The 22,073-nt window shown below is 39.4% G+C and carries 20 protein-coding genes; 5 read left to right on the top strand and 15 right to left on the bottom strand.

The features are described 5' to 3' along the window. Positions 1–14: 14 nt before the first annotated feature. From rlmD to cysM, 3 genes are read right to left on the bottom strand one after another with little or no spacing between them, the layout of a single operon-like run. Positions 15–1,409, bottom strand: a complete 1,395-nt coding sequence (rlmD, locus tag AC2G3J_RS02590; RefSeq protein WP_483770620.1) for a 23S rRNA (uracil(1939)-C(5))-methyltransferase RlmD — start codon at positions 1,407–1,409, stop codon at positions 15–17. A gap of 8 nt (positions 1,410–1,417) precedes the next feature. Beyond that, positions 1,418–2,239, bottom strand: a complete 822-nt coding sequence (locus AC2G3J_RS02585) for a 3'-5' exonuclease (protein WP_336953567.1) — start codon at positions 2,237–2,239, stop codon at positions 1,418–1,420. Between the two features lie 59 nt (positions 2,240–2,298). Further along, the gene (gene cysM, locus AC2G3J_RS02580) at positions 2,299–3,219 is read right to left on the bottom strand and encodes a cysteine synthase CysM (RefSeq protein ID WP_336953566.1); all 921 of its coding nucleotides are present in this window, start codon (positions 3,217–3,219) and stop codon (positions 2,299–2,301) included. Between the two features lie 314 nt (positions 3,220–3,533). On the opposite strand from cysM, the gene AC2G3J_RS02575 reads away from it, so the two are divergent. From AC2G3J_RS02575 to rsfS, 5 genes are all read left to right on the top strand, one after another. Continuing rightward, positions 3,534–6,341 carry a GacS-like sensor histidine kinase gene (locus AC2G3J_RS02575; RefSeq protein WP_483770619.1) on the top strand — a complete coding sequence of 936 codons (2,808 nt, stop codon included), beginning with the start codon at positions 3,534–3,536 and terminating at the stop codon, positions 6,339–6,341. A 331-nt stretch (positions 6,342–6,672) separates the two neighbouring features. Further along, a complete protein-coding gene (locus AC2G3J_RS02570; protein WP_483770618.1) occupies positions 6,673–7,461 on the top strand; it encodes a crotonase/enoyl-CoA hydratase family protein in 789 nt (262 codons plus the stop codon). Between the two features lie 36 nt (positions 7,462–7,497). After that, complete coding sequence (locus tag AC2G3J_RS02565) at positions 7,498–8,373, top strand: NAD(P)-dependent oxidoreductase (RefSeq protein ID WP_419327661.1); 876 nt, start codon at positions 7,498–7,500, stop codon at positions 8,371–8,373. Positions 8,374–8,464: 91 nt separating this feature from the next. After that, positions 8,465–9,259, top strand: a complete 795-nt coding sequence (locus AC2G3J_RS02560) for a hydroxypyruvate isomerase family protein (RefSeq protein WP_483770617.1) — start codon at positions 8,465–8,467, stop codon at positions 9,257–9,259. A gap of 102 nt (positions 9,260–9,361) precedes the next feature. Continuing rightward, the gene (rsfS, locus tag AC2G3J_RS02555) at positions 9,362–9,763 is read left to right on the top strand and encodes a ribosome silencing factor (protein ID WP_336953562.1); all 402 of its coding nucleotides are present in this window, start codon (positions 9,362–9,364) and stop codon (positions 9,761–9,763) included. Between the two features lie 94 nt (positions 9,764–9,857). Here the strand turns inward: rsfS and AC2G3J_RS02550 are convergent, their stop codons facing one another. From AC2G3J_RS02550 to iscX, 12 genes are all read right to left on the bottom strand, one after another. Further along, positions 9,858–11,069 (bottom strand): ammonium transporter, encoded by a 1,212-nt coding sequence (locus AC2G3J_RS02550; protein WP_336953561.1) that lies wholly within the window; start codon positions 11,067–11,069, stop codon positions 9,858–9,860. A 380-nt stretch (positions 11,070–11,449) separates the two neighbouring features. Further along, positions 11,450–12,121, bottom strand: coding sequence for a 4'-phosphopantetheinyl transferase family protein (locus AC2G3J_RS02545; protein WP_483770616.1), 672 nt, complete (start codon positions 12,119–12,121; stop codon positions 11,450–11,452). Positions 12,122–12,180: 59 nt separating this feature from the next. Beyond that, positions 12,181–13,590, bottom strand: coding sequence for a ribosome biogenesis GTPase Der (der, locus tag AC2G3J_RS02540; RefSeq protein WP_004725892.1), 1,410 nt, complete (start codon positions 13,588–13,590; stop codon positions 12,181–12,183). A 200-nt stretch (positions 13,591–13,790) separates the two neighbouring features. Then, positions 13,791–14,939: an outer membrane protein assembly factor BamB gene (gene bamB / locus AC2G3J_RS02535; RefSeq protein ID WP_336953559.1), complete on the bottom strand. Its 1,149-nt coding sequence runs from the start codon at positions 14,937–14,939 to the stop codon at positions 13,791–13,793. Continuing rightward, positions 14,939–15,640 carry a YfgM family protein gene (locus AC2G3J_RS02530; RefSeq protein WP_336953558.1) on the bottom strand — a complete coding sequence of 234 codons (702 nt, stop codon included), beginning with the start codon at positions 15,638–15,640 and terminating at the stop codon, positions 14,939–14,941. The genes bamB and AC2G3J_RS02530 overlap by 1 nt, the downstream gene beginning before the upstream one ends. A 30-nt stretch (positions 15,641–15,670) precedes the next feature. After that, on the bottom strand, positions 15,671–16,966 hold the full coding sequence (gene hisS, locus AC2G3J_RS02525) for a histidine--tRNA ligase (RefSeq protein ID WP_483770615.1): 1,296 nt from the start codon (positions 16,964–16,966) through the stop codon (positions 15,671–15,673). Beyond that, positions 16,963–18,078, bottom strand: coding sequence for a flavodoxin-dependent (E)-4-hydroxy-3-methylbut-2-enyl-diphosphate synthase (ispG, locus tag AC2G3J_RS02520; RefSeq protein ID WP_004725885.1), 1,116 nt, complete (start codon positions 18,076–18,078; stop codon positions 16,963–16,965). The genes hisS and ispG overlap by 4 nt, the downstream gene beginning before the upstream one ends. A 21-nt stretch (positions 18,079–18,099) precedes the next feature. Continuing rightward, on the bottom strand, positions 18,100–18,888 hold the full coding sequence (locus AC2G3J_RS02515; RefSeq protein ID WP_419358835.1) for a helix-turn-helix domain-containing protein: 789 nt from the start codon (positions 18,886–18,888) through the stop codon (positions 18,100–18,102). Beyond that, a complete protein-coding gene (gene pilW, locus AC2G3J_RS02510; protein ID WP_336953555.1) occupies positions 18,879–19,682 on the bottom strand; it encodes a type IV pilus biogenesis/stability protein PilW in 804 nt (267 codons plus the stop codon). Before pilW ends, AC2G3J_RS02515 begins: the two co-directional genes overlap by 10 nt. Before the next feature lie 65 nt (positions 19,683–19,747). Then, complete coding sequence (gene rlmN / locus AC2G3J_RS02505; protein ID WP_419327666.1) at positions 19,748–20,992, bottom strand: dual-specificity RNA methyltransferase RlmN; 1,245 nt, start codon at positions 20,990–20,992, stop codon at positions 19,748–19,750. 178 nt (positions 20,993–21,170) lie between these two features. Beyond that, positions 21,171–21,602 (bottom strand): nucleoside-diphosphate kinase, encoded by a 432-nt coding sequence (gene ndk, locus AC2G3J_RS02500; RefSeq protein WP_004725878.1) that lies wholly within the window; start codon positions 21,600–21,602, stop codon positions 21,171–21,173. Positions 21,603–21,745: 143 nt separating this feature from the next. Continuing rightward, on the bottom strand, positions 21,746–21,946 hold the full coding sequence (iscX, locus tag AC2G3J_RS02495) for a Fe-S cluster assembly protein IscX (protein ID WP_004725877.1): 201 nt from the start codon (positions 21,944–21,946) through the stop codon (positions 21,746–21,748). Positions 21,947–22,073 lie beyond the last annotated feature (127 nt).

Genomic DNA, 22,073 nt, shown 5'->3' with positions numbered 1-22,073 from the left:
AACTCTATATTTCATTATAAATCGTTTATCTCTAATTTCTTTTCAAACAAAGCAATAGATTCAACATGCCCAGTGTGAGTAAACATGTCCATTACACCTGCTTTAGTGAGCTGATAACCGTGTTGTACCAAAATCCCAGCATCCCTAGCCAAAGTTGCAGGATTACACGACACATAAACGATTCTTTGCGCACCAAATTTGGGCAAATAATGCATAACTTGTTCTGCTCCCGCACGAGGAGGGTCAATCAATAATGCATCAAATCCTTGATTTGCCCAAGAATAATGCGAAAAGTCTTTTGTTAAATCTTGTGAATAGAATTTAACATTGCTGAGGTGATTGTTCAGTGCATTTTCTGTACCACGCTTCACCATTGCTTCACTACCTTCTACAGCAATGACTTTTCCTGTAGCACCCACACGTTTAGCAAGCGGGAGTGAAAAATTTCCCAATCCACAAAATAAATCTAAAACAGTCTCACCTGCTTTCAACTCAAGCAAATCACATGCCAGATTAACCATCTGCGGATTTACAGTAGGATTCACTTGGGTAAAATCTGTTGGATTAAATGCAAACTCAATATCAAAATCTTTTAAACGGTAATGCAAATGCATGTCTGCTTGAGCATGATCTACTCGATGTACACTTTCCACACCCGCAGGTTGCAAATACAACTGCCACTGTTTCTGTAACGCATATTGTTGCAATAGGTTGACATCATGGGCTTTTAATTTTTCAGTATGGCGAACCAATAATGAAATTTCGCTATCGCCTTTGGCTAATTCTATATGACCAATGCTACTTTTGCCTTTTAGACTTTCGAGTAATGCCTTTATTTCAGGTAAGGCCTGATCCAATTCAATATCTAAAATTTTACAGGTTTGGATTTCAGTTAAATGGTTACTCTGTGCTTCACGAAACCCCATAAGCAATTTATTTTGTTTGGGCAAATGACGCACACCTATTCTGGCTTTATGTCGATAATCGGAACGAGTTGAACGCAATGGGTCTAACCATTGTTCAGGCGCTAATCCCGCAAAGTGACTGAGATGCGATTTTAAAACATCTTGTTTTAAACGAATTTGTTCATCTGGATGGATATGTTGCATACTACATCCACCACAAATGCCAAAATGTGGACAGATCGGCTGAATACGATGTGGATTGGCCTCACTGAGTAATTCAATACTGTCCGCTTCTTCAAGTTTAGATACCTGACGAGTCACTTGAGCTTTTACAATTTCACCAGGTAGTGCATAACGAATAAAAACTTTTTTACCCTGCTTTTCATTTGGATGATTGAGCTCTGTTCCATAATGCGCAATCCCTCGCCCTTCATGTGACAATCTTTCAACTTTAAAAATATATTGTGGAAGCTGAGATGGTCGAGGTTTTGCTCTATGTTTCAAAGGGATACCTAATCGGGTGTGGAGGAAAAATCTGCTTGAGTAAATTCAGTTCGTTGTGACGTTTCACGCCAAACATTTAAAAACTCATGTTGTTGAGGTTGTCCTTGCAAATAATGAATAGAGGCTTGAATCCATAACTGGTGATCTTGCAAAGAAATTTGACCTTTTAACAAAGCCCATCTTAAGAAGATTAACCACGTATTTAAAACATCACCTTCGCAATAGCTGGTTAATTTCAGCCATTGCTTTGTATTCACATATTCGGGAACAAAATAACCTGAAATACCACGTTTACCGGGATAACCCAATAAATGAGCAACATCATCCAATTTCTGAAAATGACGCCCGTTAAACATCGCCATAACATCCATTAAGTCGACATGACGGTTGTGATATCTGTTCTGATAGTTATTATACCTTTTTTGTGTGTCAATCTCACCTTGATCAAACAAACTTGGCGCAGATAGTCCGTGATACATTGCACGGAACAAAATCACTGGTAAATCAAACTGTGAACCATTCCAACTCACGAGGGTTGGGTGTCTTTTATCAAAGATAGATAAAAATTTTTGTAAAATTTCAGTTTCAGTATAGTGCTCACGACTAAATGAAAATAGTTTCATCACACCATTTTCATCAATCCACAAACCCGAAATACAGACAATTTCATGTAAAGATAATCGCTGAAAATCCATCCCTGATTCTTGACGACGTAATTTTGCCAACGCCTGTTCTAAATCGTCCTGTGGTAAATCCAAACCATATAAATGCGCTCCAGATTTAAGATCTGTCAGGGTTTCGATATCAAAAACTAAAACTGGAAGGCGCATAAAAACTTTACTCAATAATCAACTTTACCATCATGAGGCAATTTATGACCTTGAAGCAACTATTCTTCATCCTCAACAGAGAACAAACCTGTAGAAAGATAACGATCACCTCGGTCGCATACAATGCACACAATCACTGCATCTGGGTTTTCTTCAGCAATTTTAACAGATGCCCATACAGCCCCTCCTGAGGAGGTTCCTGCACTAATGCCTTCTTGACGCGCTAAACTGCGTGCCGTTTTTTCAGCTTCAATTTGCGGAATATCCATGATCTGGTCGACACGCTTTGGATCAAAAATTGTCGGCAAGTATTCTTGTGGCCAACGGCGTATACCCGCTATATTTGAACCTTCTGAAGGCTGTAATCCTATAATTTGAATATCTGGATTTTGTTCTTTTAAATATTTAGAAATTCCCATGATCGTGCCAGTTGTGCCCATAGAGCTGACGAAATGAGTAATTTTCCCCGCTGTCTGTTGCCAAATTTCAGGGCCTGTGGTCAGGTAGTGTGCTTCCACATTGTCTGGATTCCCAAACTGATTCAACACCAGACCTTGGCCTTCACTTTGCATTTGCAAAGCCATATCACGCGCAACTTCCATATTGGTTGCTTCGATCAATTCAGCACCATAGGCACGCATCGCATCTTTACGCTCTTGGCTTGAGTTACCTGGCATGATTAATTTCATTTTATAACCACGCATTGCGGCGACCATCGCCAACGCAATTCCCGTATTTCCACTCGTCGCCTCAATCAACGTATCACCTGGCTTAATTTGACCACGCTGTTCAGCTTTCATGATCATATTATATGCAGGACGATCTTTTACAGAACCAGCGGGATTATTCCCTTCCAGCTTTGCCAATACTGTTGCTTGAGTATGACTTGCCAACCGTTGTAAACGCACTAAAGGAGTTTTTCCTACATAGTGATCTAACAAAAATTCGTTGGCTAAGAAATCAGGTTGTGTGTGACTCATCTGTTGCACCTATATCGAGGTGGGCATATTGTATGAAAAAAAGAAACATACTGCACATCTTTCCGCTTTATTTTACTTGGAATGATCAAACTAAATTCATATATATCAACAAGCCTAAGTGGGATCATGATTTTGTTTATTGAATAAAATTAAATACATATAAAAAAATAAACTTTACTTAGAATTAGAAATGATAAAGTTATCTATAAAACAGCATAACTTATTTCCAATTCTCAAGATTTTTAGTCATATTGTCATGCAGGATGATTAAAGCATGTTAATATCTTTGCCATGGGCAATGAGTTGCTGGAACAATGTCGAATTTCAATAAAAAACTCTTTAAACGCTTAAAACTCAATCACGCTTATGGTCAACTTATTGCGTTAATTTTCGTGCCAATTATGATTTTGGCAGGTGTTGGAACAGCACTTGTTCTTTCTGAAACGTCAGCTGCTGCCAAGTCTAAACAGCGTTTCCAAGCCATCGCGATATTGAGTCGTTACCAATATACTGCTGAGCAACTCACCGCAGTAATGGAACAAAATCCAACACAACACGCAAAAGCTGAAAGCATTTTACAAAAAATGTTTAACGAAAAGCATTTATTGAGTGCAGCAATCATAGATGAAAATAATGTCAATCATTTAAGCGTTGGCTACCAAAATCAGCGTGCTTGGCCAAAAATTCCAAAATCAGGCACATTCTTTGGGCCTGTTCAAAATAAGTACAATAATATTTATGGGATTAAACTTAACCCCATCAACTCTGATCAAAATATGTGGTTGGTGATTGAACTTGATAATCAACCTTTAGAAATTGCACATTATCGTGTCATGATCGTTTTGATTACGACTGCTTTGCTAACCCTTTTGCTACTTTTATTGTGTCTAAACTTCTATTCAAGACGGTGGATTGCACCGATGTACGAAATTCGGATGCAACTGCAACGTTTAAATGCAGATACGCTTGATCAACATATGGTGATCAACAGTACCGGTGAACTACGCTTATTACAGCGTGATATTGCCAATGTGGTGAAACGGCTACATTTCAGCTTCCTTGAACTAAAAGAACATACTGAACAAACAGAAGATGATTTACGTCGTACATTAGACACCTTAGAAGTTCAAAACATTACCTATAAACAAGCCCGTGATCAGGCGATTTCATCCAATCAGGCAAAGTCAGTATTCCTTGCCAATATCAGTCATGAATTGCGGACCCCGTTAAACAGTATTGATGGCTTTATCCATTTGATGTTGCGCCAAGACAATTTAAGCAATGATCAAAGTTTATATTTACAGACCATTCGCAAGTCTTCTGCACATTTATTAGCCCTGATTAACGATGTACTCGATTTCTCAAAAATTGATGCTGGTAAATTAGAACTTGAGACGGCGCCCTTTGATCTAGAAGAAGCAATTTTCGATGTCATGGATATGCTCTCGCCATTGGCAGCGCAAAAACATATCGAGATGGCATTCTATTTTGCAGACAATGTGCCTAAACATGTCATTGGTGATGCCTTACGCTTTAAACAAGTACTGACCAATCTAATTTCCAATGCGATTAAATTCACACCCGATGGTGAAATTATTGTTCGTGCGCGTATGGAACATGATGATATTGGGCAATGTTTACTGCATTTTAGTGTGCAAGACAGTGGAATAGGTTTAAGTGGTACAGATCGTAAACGACTATTTGAATCATTCTCTCAAGGTGATGCTTCTGTCACTCGCCAATTTGGTGGTACAGGACTCGGTTTGGCCATTTCTAAGCAACTAGTACATTTGATGCATGGTCAAATTGGCTTTGAAGATAACCAAGAACGTGCACCTACTGAAAAAGGTTCAACCTTTTGGTTTACTGCCCTGTTAACGGTGAATGAAGATGAAGAAATTGTTCACCCATCATTTAAAAACTTAAATGTGGTGTCTTTCTTGGCCCATCCTGCAACAGCCAATGTATTACGTCATTATTTAGAAGACTATCAAGTTAGACATGCCGAAGCACAATCGATTTTAGATCTGTTTAGCAGACTAAACAGCCTAGAAAAAAATACTGAAAATACATGGTTGATCGTTGATCATAGTGGAGATACTGAAGCCTTACTGAAAGAAATTCGTGGTCGTTATCAAGGTCATTTAGCGGTATATGGTTATCAAATGTCACTTGATCCAAATATGTTGACTGAATATAAAGCGCGTCCTTTATATCAACCACTGAGCCGTAGTTCAGTGATTCAACTGCTCAGCAATCAACCTGTCTTTGAACAAGAGCATCACAAAGACTTTAAAGGGCAAGATTTACATGTTTTAGCTGTAGATGATCATTTACCGAATTTGATCGTGCTTGAAGCATTGTTAGGCGAATTGAATGTAAAAACCACTAAGGCACTCAGTGGTCAAGAAGCTTTAACCATTATTCAGCAAGGGGTTGAACAAGGTGCGAAGCCTTTTGATCTCATCTTTATGGATATTCAAATGCCAGTCATGTCAGGGATTGATACCACGCGGGCGATCCGCTCTTTGGAATCAACCTTAGATGGTATGCGTATGCCGATTATTGCGTTAACAGCACACGCATTGGCCGATGAAAAACAAAAATTACTCAAGGTCGGTATGGATGATTATGTAACCAAGCCGATCCAAATTGAACAAATCATTCAAATCCTCACCAATTGGACAAGCGATAAATTTATTCAACATCAGCAACCTATCGAAAATACAGTATATATCGAAGCGCTGGATGCTTATATTCTAGATTGGAAACAAAGTCTTGCTTTAGCAGCCAATAAAGAAGATCTCGCACAAGATTTGTTAAAAATGTTAGTCGACAGCTTCCCAACAGAGCTAGCTGAAATTGAGCAACTCATTGAGCTGGAAGACTTCCCTCAATTAGAGCATGTCTTACATCGCTTATATGGTGCAACCCGTTATGTCGGCACACCAAAATTGCAACGCATTACAGGCGATTTCGAACAATTTATTTCGATGCTACGCAAAGAACGTCGTAAAGCAGATGAAGCCTTTATCCAAGATGTGATGAAACGCTTTGATGAACTTCAATTGGCGATTCATGAAGTTGAAACAGCTGCACAGCAGATTTTACCCATTTCATAAATACAGCGCTGTTCTATCCGATTCAGCTCTATAAATGCTTTTCTTAAGGCGTTTTGAGCTGTTTTAAATCGTCTGTATAAAACCCAAGTTTACTGTGGGTTTTATCTTACATACGGTTTTATTGTTTCTTTAAATCACCATGAATTAGAATGATCTTTTCATTGCAATCATCTTTTTAGAAATCCAATAAAATTATACAAGCCGCTGTTTCAACCCTGTTTTGGCTTTACCATCCAATTGGCACACCAACACAGTTTCGGTGACTCTACTGTCATGTAACTATTCAATTCACATGCTATGCTGATGACCAAGGAAAAAATGAGTCAAGATCATGGCACTACTACACATAGAAAAAAACAATGGTATCGCAACAGTTTCATTAAATCGTCCAGATAAACGCAACGCCATGAGTTTTGCTTTACTCCGAGAACTGGTAAGCGTCGCACAACAGATTAAAAAAGACCGCAGTATTCGTGTGGTGATTCTGAGGGGTGAAGCCAATGTATTTAGTGCAGGTATTGACCTTGCTGACTTAAATAGTCCAAAAAATACAGCCTTTGCTGCATGGGAACTGATTAAGCCCGGTCAAAGTCTATTCCAAAAAGCATTTTTGATCTGGCAAGAACTGCCTGTCCCTGTCATTGCAGCAATTGAAGGTTTCTGCTTTGGCGCAGGGATGCAACTTGCATTGGCTGCAGATATTCGTATTGCACACCCAGAGACTAAAATGTCAATCATGGAAAGCCGTTGGGGGCTTGTGCCTGACATGGGCTTAACCCGCTCAATCAAGGGCGTGATTGGTATTGATTTAGCCAAAGAGCTTACTCTCACTGCACGTATTTTTGATGGCAATTATGCCAAAGACATTGGTTTGGTGACGCATGTAGACGACTCACCGTTGGCAAAAGCTCAAGCCATTGCAGAAGAGATGCTGCAACGCTCGCCAGATGCGCTGATGGCTGCTAAACGTGTTTTAGATGCTATGGAACATCAACCTCAGAAATCTTTACGTTTAGAGAAGATTTGGCAGTTAAAATTACTCTTGGGTAAAAACAGTCAAATTGCACGTAAAAAGGATAAAAATCCTGAATTAAAATTTTTACCGCGCCAATACAAATAATCCAAAATTATTATTGAAAGCTTTTTGAGTTATAAAATGAATTTTGATCGTAACAGTAAAATTGCATTTTTAGGGATGGGATTAATGGGTAGCCGTATGGCAACCCGATTAATCCAAGCAGGCTTGCATGTCGCTGTCTGGAACAGAACAGCATCTGCTTGTGACGCCCTTATTGATCTAGGTGCTCACCCATTACAACTTGAGAATATTGCAGAATATCCGATTATTCTCAGCTGCCTTGCCGATGATAAAGCTGTACAGTTGGTCTATGAGCACATTGAGCCCTATTTACAAGCCAAGCAAGTGATTGTGGATTTCTCCAGTTTATCTGTAGATAAAACCAAGCAACTGGCGGAAAGCGCAACAACAAAACAGGTGATTTGGATTGACTCACCTGTTTCAGGTGGAACCGCAGGTGCTGAAAATGGCACGCTGGTCATTTTCGCTGGGGGAAATGCTGAGGTGATCCAAGCATTGAGCCTCATTTACAATATCCTGTCACAGCGTGTCACCCGTATGGGTGAAACAGGTACTGGACAAGCCACTAAAATCTGCAACCAACTGATCGTTGCTGCCAATAGCACCTTGATCGCGGAAGCTGTTGCGCTTGCCAGTAAAGCAGGTGTAGATACAACCCTATTGGCGCCGGCTTTGGCTGGTGGTTTTGCTGACTCAAAACCTTTCCAAATTTTAGCCCCACGCATGGCGACACATACTTTTGAGCCCGTACAATGGAAAGTACAAACGCTTTCTAAAGACTTAAATAATGCCATTCAACTTGCACAAAAATTTGATTTAGAAATCCCTGTGGCTCAACGTGCACTGGGACAATTACAAAGCCATCAAAACAACGGATTTGCTGAGTCTGATTTAGCCACAGTCATTCATCAAGTGGAAAATAAATCGGGTTAAAATACACGGAACTACACATAAATAAGTTGAAAAATAATCTATTGCCTACTACATTGAAGATGAGAGTCCAAATATAGCAAGGAGCGTTCTTATGACTAAACTCGCAGTAAACCTATCCTTGATTTTTACTGAAGTGCCGCTCATTGAACGCTTTGCTTTGGCACATCTTCATGGCTTCCACAATGTCGAAATTCAATTTCCGTATGAATTAAGCATTGAAGAGATTCAAGCACAGCTTGAACAATATGACCTCAGCCTTTGCCTGATCAACGTTCCCACCGGTGACTTGATGCAAGGTGGAAACGGTCTTGCTGGTGTGCCTGGTCGAGAACTAGCATTTCATCAAGCCTTAGAACTTGCAATTGAATATGCAGAAGCGCTCAATGTTCCAAACGTCAATATTTTAGCAGGTAAACAACCACAAGATGCCGACTTACTCCCCTGTTTAAATACATTGGCAAACAATTTAAAACTGGCTTGTCATCTGCTCTCTAATCGTGATATTCAGCCTGTATTTGAAATGATTAATGGTACAGACATGCCACGGTTCTTAGTTCAAAATATTGCACAAGGTCAAGAAATGTTAGAAGCAGTACAGCATCCTGCATTAAAAATGCAATTTGACTGTTATCACATGGCGATGATGGGCGAAGATGTACTGGCAGCCTTACAAGAAAATATTGATTGGATTGGGCACATCCAATTTGCTGACTGCCCTGGTCGTCACGAACCAGATACTGCACAAATTGATTATTCTGCAATTTTTTCATGGTTAAAACAAAGCGCCTACACAGGCTTTATTGCAGCAGAATACAAACCACAATCTCATTCAAATCAGTCACTTGCATGGAAAGAAAAATATTTTTCAAACAACCATAGCTATTAAATCAGTGTGTACTTAGGCAAACGATTGCATTGTATAATTTGTATTTTTTAGACAAAAGCGCTATATTAGAAGGTGAGATATTTTCTGGAAAATATACCTTATATGAATTTAGAACCATCGCCCAGCGCTTCTAATTCTCACGAACTTGCAATGAACACTCAAAATGAAGATGTACAGACTTGTTTAAAAGTCGTACAAGAAGCTCTACTTGATGTAAAAGCCAAAGATATTATTCAACTTGATGTCAGCGCTATTAGCAACGTTTCAGATGCAATTGTCATCGCGAGCGGGACATCAACACGCCATGTTAAAGCACTTGCTGACAATGTTGCTGAAGAAGCACGTAAAGCAGGCTTTCGCCCAATTGGTGTTGAAGGTGAACGAGACGCTGAATGGATCCTTATCGATTTAGGATTTGTAGTCGTACATGTGATGCTACCAACAGCACGTAAATTTTATGATCTGGAAAGTTTATGGCGTGCGACACCTGAAAGTGTTGCCTAACTTTTAATACAGAACTTAAATATAAAAAAAGCGACTTTATGTCGCTTTTTTTAGTGCTTGGCTTTTTTCAAAGCTTTATTTTTGAATCCTTAATTTAGTATGTATTACGCAATTTACAAATCAGTTTAAATAATAAGAATGCAACGCCAAAACTCCACACAAAATTTACCACAATCCCAATACTTTGATCGATAACACTGGCCTTGTTGGCTAAATTAATCACGGGGTTATCTGTCAAAGAAACAGCCAGTGTCCCCCATGCTCCACAAACACCATGTACCACAACAACTTCACGAATATGTTTAGAATCAATCCAATAAGCCAAAAAACGAGGTAAATATATGGTCAATAAGCCTGAGACTAAGCCAATAATCAATGCTGAAGATAAATTCACCAAGCCACAGCTTGCCGTTATCGCAACTAAACCACCTAAAGCACCTTTAATCATTTCAACCCATGAAATAATTTTATTATTCAATACCAAAGAAAAAACTAAGGATGCAACCATTGCCCCAAAGAGTGCAGCAAAAGCATTGACAACAATTAACCCAATATCCGCATAAAATGCCGAGATATAAACCACATTTAAACCTGACCACGCCAGCCAAAGAATAAAACCAGCCAATGCCAAAGATAAAATCTTATAATCCTCAAAGATTAAATCTTTTTTTAAGATTTCTTGTCGGTCGTGAGGTTTTAAGGTTAAATATCCCGCCAAAACGATCCAAGCCGCAGTGGAATGCACCACAGTTGATCCTGCAAAATCAATAAAGCCTAATTCTTTTAACCAGCCCTTGCCAAATAAGATATTGCCCCAGGTCCAGCTACTAAAGAACGGAAAGATCACACCTGCGATCATTAAACCGGTTATCCAGTTTACAAATAAAGGAACTTTACTCGGAATCACTCGTCCAACTACAGTGGTTATTGTCGTGGCCATCAAAGTATAAAAAAACAATAAATTCCAATGCCAGCCATGTAGCATGCCATTCATATATTTTTCGGAGTAGGCATCACCTGCAAGGAGAATTTTTGCGCAGAAGAAACCAAAAATAAGCGTTCCTAAAATTGCTGAAATATAATTAACCAATAATGCGGAAATTGACTTATAGGTATTTTCATATCCGCCTTCAACTACAGCAAAACCAGCTTGCATCAGAATGACAAATATTCCACCAAAGAATAAAAGCTCGTAGTTGGTAATGAGATTAAAAGCAGCAAGATCACTTTCTAAGCTTGAAGCAAAACTAAAATTTGGATAAAAAAATATGATGCAAATTAAGCTGATGAAGTATTTAAATCGCACTATATAATTAATCCTAACCTATCGCTTTTTCATCGCTTTAAATTCACAATAATTAGTATTTTCGCTACTTAATTATCATTTAATTTATCAAGTATAGAGAATTTCATGGAGAAATAAACTAATTTTTATGTAAAAAATATAGCTTACAAAGTACACACGACTAGCAAGATTGTTTGTTCGTGATCGAGTGCTATTTATTTTTATTTAAAGATAAGCAGCTTACATTTAACTGGATTCATTAAATAATGCCGATTTGCAATACAGGTGGCTTAAGGTTGAAAATTTCAACACTTAGACGTATAGATGCCACACTCCAATATGGAATAACGTTGTTGCAATTTATATGTTATGCAGAATGAAAACGTCTATACGGTCTTTAATTAGCCATGTTGAATGACTTGAATCTGTGGAAATGCAAAACCCTTACAGGATAATTCAGAACGCCATGCCACCGTAAGCATGACTCGGCTCAGCTGGAGATTTTGATAGGCAAAGCTGCCCAATAACGGATGCGTAGAGATCCCACCATCATTCATCACATGCACTCCAGTATTTAGCTCATTTAGACTCAAACGAATCCCTAGGCCCGATGCTTTTAAAATCGCCTCTTTTGTGGTCCACACCTTAAACCAAAAAGTAGGATCAAAGTCTAACGCTTGCCAAGCCTGATATTCTTGGGGATGAAAAGCATGTTTAGCTAAAGCCTCAAAGCGCACCTTTCGATCTAAGTCCTCAACATCTACACCCAAATCTTGGATCTGCTGGCTACTCGCCAAAGCATAATGGTGCTGGCTATGTGAATGATTCACGTGAAACTTTGGATAATCAATTAAATAGGGTTTACCAAAATCTGTTTTTTCAAAAGAGTGGTTACTGATTTCAACTGAAAAAATATCGGACAATAATTGGTTTCTATATTGATAGATCGCCTGTTTCAGTTCTTGGATCTGCCCCTTTCGATCGATCGAATGGTAAGTCGGAAGAATATTTTGAATAGAATTAACATCCAATTGAATAATACGATTCACAATCCATTCCCAAACATTTTTCATTATCTTAAATCAAAAAAACCCAAAGATCACTTTGGGTTTTAATGTGTTCAACGCTAAATTTAGCTTCTAAATTTCTTTTCAGCCTTTTTAAATTTCTGTACATAACGACGACGACGTGCTGCAACACGCTCATCAATTTGAGATTTACGGCCTTCAAATGGATTTTCAGCTGTTTTAAAGTCAACGCGAACCGGTGTACCTTCAAGGTTATACACTTTACGGAAGACATTTTCTAAATAACGACGATAATCCGCAGGGGTCTTATCAACCTTATTACCATGAATCACAATCGTTGGTGGATTTTGTCCACCCATGTGGGCATAACGCATTTTAATACGTTTACCACTGATCATTGGCGGTTGATGTGCTTCAGTTGCATCATTCAAAATCTGGGTTAATTTTGCAGGTGAAACTTTTAAGTGGGATGAATCATAAGCACGGTGAATAGTTGGATACATCTCCCCCACACCTGTTCCATGTAAAGCAGAAATCAAATGCACTTTTGCCCAAGGAATAAAGTCAAAACGACGATCAACATCTAATTTACATTGTTTGCGATCATACTCTGTCATGTTGTCCCATTTGTTAATGGCGATCACCATGGCACGACCAGCTTCGAGTGCATAACCGATCAAATGTAGATCTTGTTCAACCACACCTTCACGTGCATCTAAAACCACTACAATGACATGCGCATCTTTAATCGCTTGTAGAGTTTTTACGATTGAGAATTTCTCAATCATCTCATCAACTTTACCTTTACGACGTACACCAGCAGTGTCGATCAAGGTATATTGACGACCATCACGCTCAAACGGAATATAAATCGAGTCACGAGTTGTGCCTGGTTGGTCAAAAGCGACAACACGATCTTCACCTAACAAACGGTTAACCAAAGTAGATTTTCCGACATTTGGGCGACCAATAATTGCTAAACGTAGACCTGTTGCCTTATCGTGTTCTTCTGGGTTTTCATCTTCAGGGACATCCACCAAGATATCCTCAAGCATTTGTTGAACACCACGGCCATGACTTGCCGCAACTTGTAAGGGTTCACCCATACCAAGTTTATAAAATTCAACTAATGCAGCTTCAGCGTGCACACCATCGACTTTGTTGGCAACCAAGTAAACCTTTTTACCAAGTGTACGCAATTCACGGGCAATCTGCTCATCAGAAGCCAGTAGCCCAGCCCGTGCATCGACAACAAAAACAATAATATCAGCTTCATTAATCGCAGTTTTGGACTGCTCTGCCATATATGAGTCGATACCACCTTCATTTTCACCGATACCCCCAGTATCAACGACAATGAAAGATTTATTTTCATAAGTTGCATCACCATATTTACGATCTCGGGTAAGACCAGCAAAATCAGCAACGAGTGCATCACGGCTCTTGGTAATCTGGTTGAATAACGTTGATTTGCCGACGTTTGGACGACCAATGAGCGCAATTACGGGTTTCATAAAATAACCTTTATTCAAGATCAGCCAGTATGACTGGTCTGAACATCAGAAATGTATAGGAAGAAGAATAGGAAAAACCTAAAATAAAAACACGGGGTATTGATTTTCAATCACCCCGTGTATGGAATTCATACGGATTGCTCTATTTTAACACAAGACTAAAAAAATAGAGAATCCTAATCGTGTCTGTTGATTAACTGTTAACGACTTTGCCAGATACTCATAGCACCTTTGCGTGTCGAAACATAAACCTGATTGTCAATCACTCTCAAAGTACGGACTTCACCACTGGTTTTAGCACGCCCTAAAGTTGTTCCAGTATTTGGATCAATTTGATGTAAATAACCATCTAAATCACCCACAACAAGATTTGAACCGAGCAATACAGGGTTGCTTAAGTTACGATTGAGCAGTTGCTCATTTTTCCAAAGTTGCTGACCTGTAATCAAGTCATAAGCAATAATCTGACCATCAGTTTGCGATACGATGACTTTACCATCAGTCACTTCTGGACGGTTGATACTGCTTGAGTTTTCACTCCACAAAACGCGTTGTGAAGCCAAATCTAGAACAGTGACTTGACCTTGGAAACTTGTCGTAACCACATACTGTCCTGAAACAACAGGCTCACTGTCCACATCAATCAAACGCTGAATATCAGAACGCCCTTCAGATACCGCAACACGACGTTGTAAACGCGGTACACCCGCAAGGCTATCTATTGCAAAAATATAGCCAGTAGAGGTACCGATAAGCACTGTACGTGGATCTAGACTAACTGGAGTGGCTTGGCCTCTTAAGCTAAATGAAGCGCTTGGTAATTTATAAGTCCACGCTTGCTGACCTGTCGCAACATCTAAGGCATAAACTGTACCATCATTTGCAACCACAATCACACGACCAGATTGAATCAAAGCAGAACTGATAATTGCTCCCGACAATTGCGCAGACCATTTGGTCCCACCTGTCGCTTGATCTAATGCAAAAACATGCCCTTTTTGGTTACCCACAATAACCACGCCATCTGCCGCTTCAACACCAGAACTTAAGCCGTCTTTGGTCACTTTAGCATTCCATAGACGCTGTTTACCTTTATAGGCAGCCACTTCGCCTTTTGGATCTAAAGCAAACACAACACCATTGTCTGTATCTAAACGTAGACGTAATGCATCTTCACTGCTGGTCGAAGATACACTGGTCGAAAATACTTGAACCAAGCTCGAGGCTTGTGCAACTTTAGGCAGTGGATTAGGCTTAATCTTCACTTCTTTCGTCTTATTACTTGAACAGCCGATTAAAGCGATTGATAAGATTGCTAAAGCAAAAGGTATTTTAAAATTTCTATCCATTAAGACTCATCCACTTGTGTTGCTAAAATTGGGCGTTCAAGATCAGGATCTTCTACTAATACGCCAACACTTTCGAGTTTAATTTGTAAAATTTGACGTTCTTGTTTACGTTCAACGACCGCATTCCATGCTGCTTGATACGATTTTTTTGCATTTTCGGTGTCATTTTTTGCCACATAAATATCACCTTTCAACTCGTCAGCACTGGCCTGAAAAGCAGGATCATTCACAGCTGACAAGGTTTTCAAAGCTTCATCAAACTTCTTTTGCGCCAATTGTGCATCGGCAAGTTTTATTTTTACAACTTGTAACAAACCAGCATCTTTAATTTTAGAATTTTCAACTTTTTTGAGTTCACGCTCAGCCAATGCATAATCATTTTTATCGTAAGCAACTTTTGCCATGACAATTTGTGCTTGGATCGCTTGAACTGAATCAGGATTATCTTTCACAATTTTATCTGCTGATGCGACTAAAGCTGCAGTAACTTTAGCATCCCCATTAGCTGCTCTCGCCTCATCCATCAATTGCTGAACTTTGGCTGTCTCATTTTGATTTTCAGCCAGAGTTTTCTTTTGCCAATATTCCCAACCGAAAAAGGCAATCAATGCAATGAGGACACCTGTCACCATAGCTGAGCCATATTTCTTAAAAAATGACTTCACACTATCCAGTTGCTCATCATCAGTCATTGCACTCATTTGACTCCCCTTTTCCTTATGATTATCGGCTTATTTTGACGAAAATTTTTCTATGAAGAAAGGCACAATTTCAGTGACCTTAATTTCATATTGTTCTGCTGTCGCAAGTTCTTTGACTAAAACTTGTAGTGCTTCAGCCTCACGCTCTCCAAAGATCAAAGCATAGATAGCACCAGATTGGTCTGCTTTCTTCATTTGACTCTTCATTGAACCCTGTGAACCTGTTTTCAAACGAATTGTACTATTTAGAGCTTCAAGTTGATCACGAATTTTTTCAGCCAATACCAAAGCCTGACCTTGTGTTGCTGGATCTGATACCAAGAATAACTCGCATTCACGCACTGGCGTATTATCTTCAACTTGTTCAAGAAGCAATAATAAACGCTCCATACCCATGGCAAAACCAACTGCGGGCACAGATTGATCCGGCTTACCTTTAAGCTGTCCAACCAAACCATCATAACGACCTCCCGCACATACTGTTCCTTGAGAACCTAAATGTGTGGTTGTCCATTCAAAAACAGTTTTGTTGTAATAGTCTAAACCGCGCACTAATTTTTGATTGATGACAAACTCAATACCCGCATTAGTTAAATACTGTTGCAATTGAGCAAAATGATTCAAACTTTCTTCTTTTAAGAAATCATGCAATTTTGGTGCATTTTCAAGAATTTGCTGAGTTCGAATATCTTTTGAATCTAAAATTCGTAATGGATTGGTGGTTAAACGACGTTGTGAATCTTCATCCAAATCAGCGTGATGTGCTGTAAGGAACTCAACCAACGCCGCACGATACTCTGCACGTTCATCCGACTCCCCCAACGTATTCAATTCAAGTTGAACTTTATCCGCAACACCCATGCGTTTCCATAAACGCGCAGTCATAAGAATCAGTTCAGCATCTTGATCAGGTGTCGCCACACCAAAAGTTTCCACACCAAATTGGTGAAACTGACGATAACGACCTTTTTGCGGTTTTTCATAACGGAACATCGGTCCAACATACCACACACGCGGATTTGCACCACGGAGTAAGTTATGTTCCAACATCGCACGTACACAACCCGCTGTGCCTTCTGGACGCAAAGTTAAAGATTCAGGTGGATTACCCTTATCGAAGAAAGTGTACATTTCTTTCTCAACGATATCAGTGGCATCACCAATTGAACGCTTAAATAAGTTGGTATATTCAACCACTGGCAAACGGATTTGCTGATAACCGTATGCATCCATAAGCGATGCTAAGTGCTGCTCAAGACGTCTCCACGCAGGTGTTTGCGATGGAAGAAAGTCATTAAAACCTTTAATTGCGACAATTGAACTCATGATGAACTACGAATAATCTCTTTAGCTTTAGCTTTTTCAAGCTCTTGAACACGTTGACGAACCATGCTTTCGATTTCATCAACCAACTGATTTGTATCTATTAAGTGACTCTTTTCGCCATTACGATACACGAGTGAGCGCGGGCTTGCACCGACTATACCAATATCAGCTTCTTTTGCTTCACCCGGACCGTTGACTTTACAACCAATGACAGACACATCCATTGGGGTACGAATATCTTCTAACCGTTCCTCTAAAGCCTGCATCACTTTAATCACGTTAAACTCTTGACGTGAACAGCTTGGACAAGCAATAAAGTTAATCCCATTTGACCGAAGGCTCAGAGATTTTAAAATATCAAAACCAATTTTTACTTCTTCTTCAGGCTCAGCTGCCAATGATATACGCATGGTGTCACCAATGCCATCCAACAGCAAACCACCTAAAGCAATCGCAGATTTCACTGAACCGGTACGATAAATCCCAGCTTCAGTTACACCTAAATGTAATGGATTATCAATTTGAGCAGATAATAAGCGATAAGCATCCATTGTTAAAAATACATTTGATGCTTTTACTGAAATTTTAAACTCATGGAAATTTAAACGATCCAATATATCGATATGACGCATTGCAGATTCAAGTAAAGCCTGACCTGTTGGTTCACCATATTTCTTTTGGATATCTTTTTCTAAAGACCCTGCATTGACACCAATACGCATGGAAATATCATGATGACGTGCAGCTGCAACAACTTCACGAATCTTAGCTTCAGAACCAATATTACCCGGATTGATTCGTAAACAATCCGCACCCATATCGGCAACTTTCAAAGCGATCTTATAATCGAAATGAATATCTGCAACCAATGGTACAGTGACACGTTTACGAATTTCACCAAAAGCTTCAGCAGCCTCCATAGTCGGTACAGAAACACGCATGATGTCCGCACCCACATCCGCACAGCGTTGAATCTGTGCAACTGTTGCATCTACATCACACGTTTCAGTATTGGTCATACTTTGAATACTGATAGGTGCATCACCACCGACATACACCGAACCTACACGTATTTTACGAGTGGGACGGCGCTTGATTGGATTCTCAATCATGATCTTATCTACTCTTGCCCATTAACGTGACAAACGGAATTCTGCTTTTCCGTTCACTGTATATGGAGACAATGAAATCTGTTCATTATTAAGGCTTAATGACACAGCAGTTGCATCATCAAGGCGAATTTGGAATGGTGATTGGCCATTGACAGTTAAAGCAGCCGACTGACGACCAGTCGCCAAAACTTTTCCTGTACTATCTACGATATGTACAGAAGTAGGATGACTGAAATTCAACACCATTTGATCACCTGAAGTTGCTGTAGCATTGTTTAAATTCAACACTTCTACTTCTGATTCTTGTGGTTTGCTATCTACATCAGTACTTTTACCCGATGTTATTTTTTGAATTCCAGCAATCACAGCCCAAATCACAGCAATCGCAACAATGGCAATTAAAATTCGCTTTAGCCACTTTTTATTACGATCACTGTTTGAGCCAGGCAGTTTCCCCATAATTTTGATTGGGGAATTGTTCAATGCATGATTTGGTAAAAGCCCTGTATCATTTTGATAAATTTCATCAAAACGCTGAATGACTACTGTTGCATCAACACCTAAAAACTTGGCATATGAACGATAATAACCTTTAATAAAGGTTGCTTCTGGCAAAGACTTATACTCATCTTGTTCCAATGCTTGTAAGGTTTTTACAGGCATTTTTAGTTCGTTTGCAACATCTTTAATGTCTAGGTTCTTGGAGACTCGAATTTGACGCAAGTACTCACCTGGACGTTGAACATTTCCTAAGCCATTAGATGCTACGTTTGAACCTGTAGGTTGCTGTGAATTAGGATTTACTTCCATACGGCCTCAGTACTGTACTGTAATTGCAGATAACGTTGATATTCTTTACTGTCCGGGAATAATGCACGTAGTTGGTTCACCAACACTTGCATTCCCATCTGATCATTATTGGCACGTGCAATACGTAAACCAATCCAAAGTGCTCTAGCACCTTGTTTGTCCTGACCTACTAAACGAACATATTGCTCATAGAGTTGACTTGCTTGTACACTTTTTTGTTGCAAATAGAAAATCTCTGATAACTCTACCAGAGAAATAATCGAATCGCGATTGACTTGTAAAGCTTGTTTGAATGCTTTTTCAGCATTTGCCACATCACCTACTTTTAAATAAACTCGACCTAGATTTTCTAAAGCCTTGTAACGTTGGTCATAACCAAGCGTAGTACCAGCTATACTCAACTGTTCTATCGCATCATTATAGCGCTCAGTAACAAATAAATATGTTCCATAATTATTACGAGCTTGTGCATTTTTTGAGTCACTGGAAATCGCACGCTTAAAATAGCCATCCGCTTTTTCCAGACTAATCTTACTTCCTTCTTGTTGCAGTAAGACACCCATCATCATATTTGCCGCTGAATCACGTGAATCAGTTTCTAAAGCTTGATCTAATGCACGTTTTGCAGCATCTAAATCACCTGTACGGATATATTCAGCAGCAAGCTGAGTACGTACTTTAACGGCTTTTTCAGGATCTTTTTTTATTATTGTGTCTGAATTTGTCGTTTGACAACCCTGTACGACCAATGCAGATAAACCAATTGCCAATATTACAACTGCTTTTTGATACATCGATTTTCTCAAAGTCAGCCCCTGCTTATTTGTTGATATAAATGTATGCCTACAAATCTTTAAGCTTATGAACGGATAATCTCACCACGTTCAGCAACTTTCTTTTTCCACTGCTCTGCACGACGGGTACGATCTGCCACTTGCCCGACCAACTGCCCACACGCCGCATCAATATCATCACCACGTGTCTGACGAATCGTACACACAAAACCTGCATCAGACAAAGTTTTTTGGAAAGAAATAATACGATTTCGACTTGAACGGCCATATGGCGCATGCGGAAACGGATTGAATGGAATTAAATTAATTTTACTTGGTAAGTTTTTCAGTAACTTAATCATTTGTTGTGCATGTTCAGGATGATCATTCACACCCTCCAACATTACATATTCAATGGTGACATGTTTACGAGAACTTTCATTACCATCTTTGGCAATATAGCGCTGACATGCAGCAATTAATTGTGCTAATGGATATTTTTTATTAATCGGCACCAATTCATTACGTAATTCATCATTTGGCGCATGTAAAGAAATCGCCAGAGCCACATCTATATCTTGTGCCAATTGGTCAATTTTGGGTACAACACCTGAGGTTGATAATGTAACTCGACGTTTAGACATTCCGTAAGCGAAATCATCTAACATGATATTCATTGAGCTCAATACAGCGTCATAATTGAGTAATGGCTCACCCATTCCCATCATCACCACATTGGTTACCGAGCGCTCACGTTCAGCAACAGGTACTTCTTCCATATAAGAATAGTTGGCCACCCATAACTGTCCAATGATCTCGTCAGGGGTTAAATCACGCTGAAAACCTTGTTTTCCAGTTGAACAAAATGAGCAATCTAAAGCACAGCCCACTTGTGATGAAATACACAGTGTTTTACGTAAACCTGTTTTATCTTCTGCCGGAATCAATACCGTTTCAACCAAAGAGCCCGCACCATCACCAACACGGAATACCCACTTACGGGTTCCATCTTTCGAATAGTTACGATGCACTACTTCCGGCGCTTTGATTTCACAAATTCTTTCTAGTTTTTCACGCAACTTTCCTGAAATATTGGTCATTTCAGCAAAATCAGTGATAAAAAATTGATGCATCCATTTCATTACCTGCCCAGCACGGAATTTTTTCTCGCCGATTTCTTCGAAGAATTTTTCCAATTGCGGACGTGACATGCCAAGTAAATTCACTTTCTGCACATTTGCAGTCTGAATACGATCAGCCTGTGCAGATTTTGATGATGCAGGCTGCTGTTCATCTAGATTTAACGATGAAGCGACAACTTCAGAATTCATGGGGATTACCTAAATCATGCCGTAGTAATAAAACATATTGACCAATATTTAGCCAAATAAAGCAACAAAAATAAAAAAACCAGACAAGTAGTATATCACCTATCTGGTTTCGGGTCTGTTATCAATTCATAAATCGGAGATTTATTCGTGTAGAAAAAAAGACCCTAGATACGTCGAATTAACGAGTACGTGGGCAAACTTCAGTTTGAGCGAAGAAGTAATTTACTTCACGGTCAGCAGATGCAACTGAGTCAGAACCATGCGCAGCATTTTCATCGATGCTTACAGCGAAATCTGCACGGATTGTACCAGGAGCAGCTTCTTTAGGGTTTGTAGCACCAAGAATTTCACGATGAGCAAGAACTGCGTTTTCACCTTCAAGAACAGATACTACAACAGGACCAGAAGTCATGAATGCAACAAGGTCACCAAAGAAACCACGTTCTTTATGCTCAGCATAGAAACCTTCAGCTTCTGCTTTAGAAAGGTGTTTCATTTTAGTCGCAACGATTTTAAGACCAGCTTTTTCGAAACGAGCAAAGATGTCACCAATGTGGTTTTTAGCAACTGCATCTGGTTTTACGATAGATAAAGTACGTTCAATAGCCATGAGTGGCTCCTTTAGTCAAATTGACACGAAAATTTGGGCGCATTATACCGAATAATGAACAATTTTCTGCTTTTAATCTGTAAAAAATTTGGATTTTTCGATGCGCTGTGACGTTTAGCATCATTCAGCAACATCTCAAGCCATTAATTCGCTTCATCAATCCATGCCATTTGAATGGCTTCTAGCAGACCTTCAGTCGATTTGGTTGGATCATCACTAAATTCTGGCAATGCACAAATCCATGCATGCATATCGGTAAAACGCACCCATTGTGGATCCACATCTGGATGCGCTTCACTGAGTTCAATTGCGATATCAATTGTATCTGTCCAACGTAAGCCCATATCAGGTCTTCCTTTGCTCAATTTAATTCTGCTACTGTATCAAATCTCAATTCATTCAGAAATAAATCATTCTAGACATTTACAAGATTCACCACGGATTCAAGCGTTTAATTTACAAGACGGATTG

Source organism: Acinetobacter legionensis (genome assembly GCF_057165765.1).
The sequence above is the reverse complement of the archived record's forward strand: the minus strand, read 5'-3'. Positions and strand labels throughout refer to the sequence as shown.